Raw genomic sequence first — 4,562 nt, 5'->3', positions numbered from 1 at the left:
GGCCTGGGCCTCGAAGAGGGAGTGGAGGGTGGCGTCCTCGGGGTAGCGGACGTGCTCGCCCTGGAAGTCGGAGAGCAGGGTCTGCGTCTCGGTGGCCGAGAGGAGCTTCAGGCTGTGCAGCGGCTGGTCGACGTGTGTGGTCGCCTCGGTGAGCAGGCTCGTGAAGTGGCGAGCCATGCGCTCCACGGTGGAGGCGTCGAACAGGTCTGAGTTGTAGTCCAGCGCGCCCTGCAGCTTGCCTCCAACCTCGCTCATGCCGAGGAAGAGGTCGAACTTGGCGGAGTGCAGTTCGGAGGTGAGGACGTCGAGCTCGAGGCCAGGGAGGTCGAGGTCTTCGTCGGGAGTGTTCTGGTAGACGAAGGACACCTGGAACAGCGGCGAGCGGCTGAGGTCGCGCTGCGGCTGGAGTTCCTCGACGAGCTTCTCGAAGGGGATGTCCTGGTGCTCGAACGCGGCGAGCGTGGACGCACGCGTGTGGGTGAGCAACTCCCGGAAGGAGTGCTCGGGGTTGATGCGCGCGCGGTGGACCAGCGTGTTGACGAAGAAGCCGATGAGGCCCTCCGTCTCGGCGCGGTTGCGGTTGGCGATGGGCGAGCCCACCGAGATGTCGTCCTGCCGTGAGTAGCGCGACAGGAGGACCTGCCAGCCAGCGAGCAGCACCATGAACGGCGTCGCGTTCTCACGCTGCGCGAGCGCCTTCACCGCCTGCGTCAGCTCCGTTGAGAGCGTGAACGGAAGGACCGCGCCGTTGTAGGTCTGGACGGCGGGACGAGGCCTGTCGGTGGGCAGCTCGATGGCGGCGGGAGCCCCCGCGAGCTGATTGCGCCACCAGCCGAGCTCCTTCTCGAGCACGTCACCGTGCAGCCACTGGCGTTGCCAGACGGAGAAGTCGGCGTACTGGATGGGAAGCGGCGCGAGCTGCGTGGGCTCGTTGCCGGAGAACTGGCGATAGAAGGCCGCCAGCTCGCGGACCATGACGGAGATGGACCAGCCGTCGGACGCGATGTGGTGGATCGTGACGAGCAGCCTGTGCTCCCGCGCATCCAGACGGACGAGTGAGGCACGGACCACGGGGCCCCGAGCCAGGTCGAACGGACGCACGGCCTCCTGGGAGGCCAACCGCTGGGCCTCGGCCTCACGCTCCTGTGCGGGCAGGGCGGACAGGTCGATGACCGGCATCTCCAGCACGAAGTCCGGCTGGATGACCTGGACGGGCTGACCGCCGTGGACCGCGAAGTGAGTGCGGAGCACCTCGTGGCGCGCGAGGAGCGCGTTGAGCGACTGATGCAGCGCGCTGACGTCGAGTGAACCGGAGAGCTTGAGGGCCCAGGGGATGTTGTAGGTGGAGGAGCCGGGCTGGAGCTGGTCGAGGAACCAGAGGCGCTGCTGAGCGAAGGAGAGAGGCAGCGGCTGGGAGCGGTCGACAGGGACGAGAGGAGGCTGGCGGGAAGCGGAGCCGTGCTGCTCGAGGCGCTGAGCGAGCAGAGCGACGGTAGGCGCGGCGAAGAGCTCACCGAGAGGGAGCTCGACGCTGAAGGCGGAGCGGATGCGAGAGACGACCTGGGTGGCGAGGAGGGAGTGGCCGCCCAACTCGAAGAAGTCGCCGTGGAGGCTGACGCGCTCCAGGCCGAGGACGTCGGCGAAGATGGAGGCGAGGCGAGCCTGGGCGGGAGTGGAAGGCTCGACGAATTCGTCAGCGGAAGCCGCCAAGGCGAAGTCGGGAGCAGGGAGCGACTTGCGGTCGAGCTTGCCGTTGGCGGAGAGGGGGAAGGCCGACAGCGAGACGAAAGCCGAGGGCACCATGTACTCGGGCAGTCGTTGCTGGAGGAAACCCTTGAGCGCGGTGGTATCGACGGACTGCTCTTCTGCGGCGGTGAAGTAGGCGACGAGGCGCTTGTCACCAGGGACGTCCTCACGAGCGAGGACGACAGCCTCCTGGATGCCGGAGAAGAGACGCAGAGCGGCCTCGACTTCGCCGAGCTCGATGCGGAAGCCACGAATCTTCACCTGGAAGTCGTTGCGGCCGAGGAACTCGAGGGTGCCGTCGGAGAGCCAGCGAGCCTTGTCACCGGTGCGGTAGAGGCGAGCACCGGGCGAGCTGCTGAAGGGGTGAGGGACGAAGCGCTCGGCGGTGAGGTCCGCGCGGTTGAGGTAACCCCAAGCCAGGCCGTCGCCGCCGACGAAGAGCTCTCCGGGAACGCCAGGAGGAAGCGGCTGGAAGGAGGAGTCGAGGACGAAGGCGGAGGAGTTGGAGAGAGGCGAGCCGATGGGGACGGAGCGGGAGACAGCGTCACCGTGGCGAAGGGCGTGGGTGGCGGAGAAGGTGGTGTTCTCGGTGGGGCCGTAGCCGTTGACGAGGACGTGGCCTTCGGGGAGGCGGGCGAGGTGCTCACGGACGCGGTGAGGCGGCAGCACGTCACCGCCGGCGAGCAACTGGCGCACGCCAGAGAGGGCGACGGGCTGGTGCGCAACCATCTGCTCGAAGAGGGCCGCCGTCAGCCAGAGAGAGGAGACCTTCTCGCGGGAGAGGACAGCACCCAACTCCTCCAGGGAGAGGGAGTGGGGAGGCGCGAGGACGAGCTTCGAGCCGTGAAGCAGGGCCCCCCAGATTTCGAGGGTGGAGGCGTCGAAGGCGACGGGAGCGGCGTGGAGCCAGACTTCGGAGGCACCGAAGTGGATGAAGGAAGAAGAGACGAGGCGAGTGACGCCGCGGTGGGGAACGCAGACACCCTTGGGCTCGCCGGTGGAGCCCGAGGTGAACATGACGTAGGCGAGGTCGTCGCCGGAGACGTCAGAGGCCAGCGCAGTCGTGGGCCGACGTGAGATGCGAGAGGCCTCCTCGTCGACGAGGAGGAGGACGGCGCCGAAGGCAGGCAAGTCGTCTGCGACGTCGGAGTGGGAGATGAGGACGCCGGCGGCGGACTCACGGAGGACGAAGGAGAGGCGCTCGGAAGGCCAGGCCTTGTCGAGGGGGACGTAAGCCGCGCCGGCCTTGAGGACGGCGAGCAGGGAGACGATGAGGTCAGCGGAGCGGTCGAGGCGGACAGCGACGCGAGAGCCGGGGAGGACACCCAGGGCACGCAGGTGGTGGGCGAGCTGGTTGGAGCGCGCGTCGAGCTGCGAGTAGGTGACAGCCTCATTCCCCGAGACAACAGCGACTGCGTCGGGTGAACGGGCCACCTGCTGCTCGAACAGCGCATGCACGCTCGCGTTGCGCGGGTAATCCGTGACGGTGTTGTTCCACGTCGAGAGCACGGCCTGCTTCTCGGCGGACGTGAGCAGCGGAATCTGGCGGAGCTGCGTCTCCGGTGAAGAGACGACCTCGATCAAGAGCACCGAGAAGTGCTGTGCGAGGCGCTCCATCGAGGTCGCGTCGAACAGGTCGGTGTTGTAGTTGATGATGCCGGAGAAGCCGTCCTTGCCCTCTTCGAGGAGGAGGCTGAAGTCGTACTTGGACGTCTCGATGCTCGGAGGCACGCCACCCAGCGTGACTCCAGGGAGCGTCAGTGCCTCTTCCGGAGCGTTCTGAAGCGTGAGCGTGACCTGGAACAGGGGCGAACGGCTGAGGTCGCGCTGCGGCTGCAATTCCTCGACGAGCTTCTCGAACGGGATGTCCTGGTGCTCGTAGGCCGCGAGGGTGTTCAGGCGCACCTGTCCCAGCAGCTCGCGGAATGAACGCCGCGCATCGATGCGTGAGCGCAGGACGAGGGTGTTGACGAAGAAGCCGATGAGGCCCTCCGTCTCGGAGCGGTTGCGGTTCGCGATGGGCGAACCCACGGAGATGTCGTCCTGTCCCGAGTAGCGAGAGAGCAGGAGCTGGAAGGAGGCCAGCAGGACCATGAAGGGCGTGGCACCTTCGCGCTGGGCCAGCTCCTTCACCTGGGCACTGAGGTGCTTGGAGAGCGCCACAGGCACGACGGCGCCGCCATAAGTCTGGATGGCGGGACGAGGCCTGTCCGTGGGTAGCTCCAGCGCCGGAGAAGCGTCCGCGAGCTGCTTGCGCCACCAGTCGATCTCCGAGGCGAGGACGTCGCCATGGAGCCACTGGCGCTGCCAGACGGAGAAGTCAGCGTACTGGATGGGCAGGGGCGCGAGCTGCGCGGCTTCTCCACCGGAGAACTGGCGGTAGAAGGCGGCGATTTCCCGCGTGATGACCGCGATGGACCAACCATCCGAGATGATGTGGTGGGCGGTGACGAGGAGCAGGTAGTCCTCGTCGCTCAGTCGCACCAGTGACGCGTGCACGAGCGGACCGCGGGACATGTCGAACGAGTACAGCGCCTCCGCGCGCGTCAGTCGTTCGGCTTCGGTTTCGCGAGCCGCGGGCTCCAGTCCTCGCAGGTCGATGACAGGCAGCTCGAGTCGAACGTCAGGACGAATGACCTGAACGGGCTGACCGTCGTGGACCGCGAAGTGAGTACGGAGCACCTCATGGCGAGCGAGGAGTGCGTTGAGCGACTGGCGCAGCGCGCTGACATCGAGTGCGCCGGAGAGCTTGAGGGCCCAGGGGATGTTGTAGGTGGAGGAGCCAGGCTGGAGCTGGTCGAGGAACCAGAGGCGCT

General features: G+C 67.2%; 1 protein-coding gene. It reads right to left on the bottom strand.

Features of this window, described 5'->3' with window-relative positions:
- On the bottom strand, nt 1–4,562 hold a 4,562-nt coding region (locus K8640_RS42260), incomplete at both ends, for a non-ribosomal peptide synthetase (RefSeq protein ID WP_223752262.1).

Source organism: Myxococcus sp. XM-1-1-1 (assembly GCF_020037095.1).
Taxonomy (GTDB): domain Bacteria; phylum Myxococcota; class Myxococcia; order Myxococcales; family Myxococcaceae; genus Myxococcus; species Myxococcus fulvus.
Note: the sequence above shows the minus strand (reverse complement) of the source record. Positions and strands in the feature narration are given on the sequence as shown.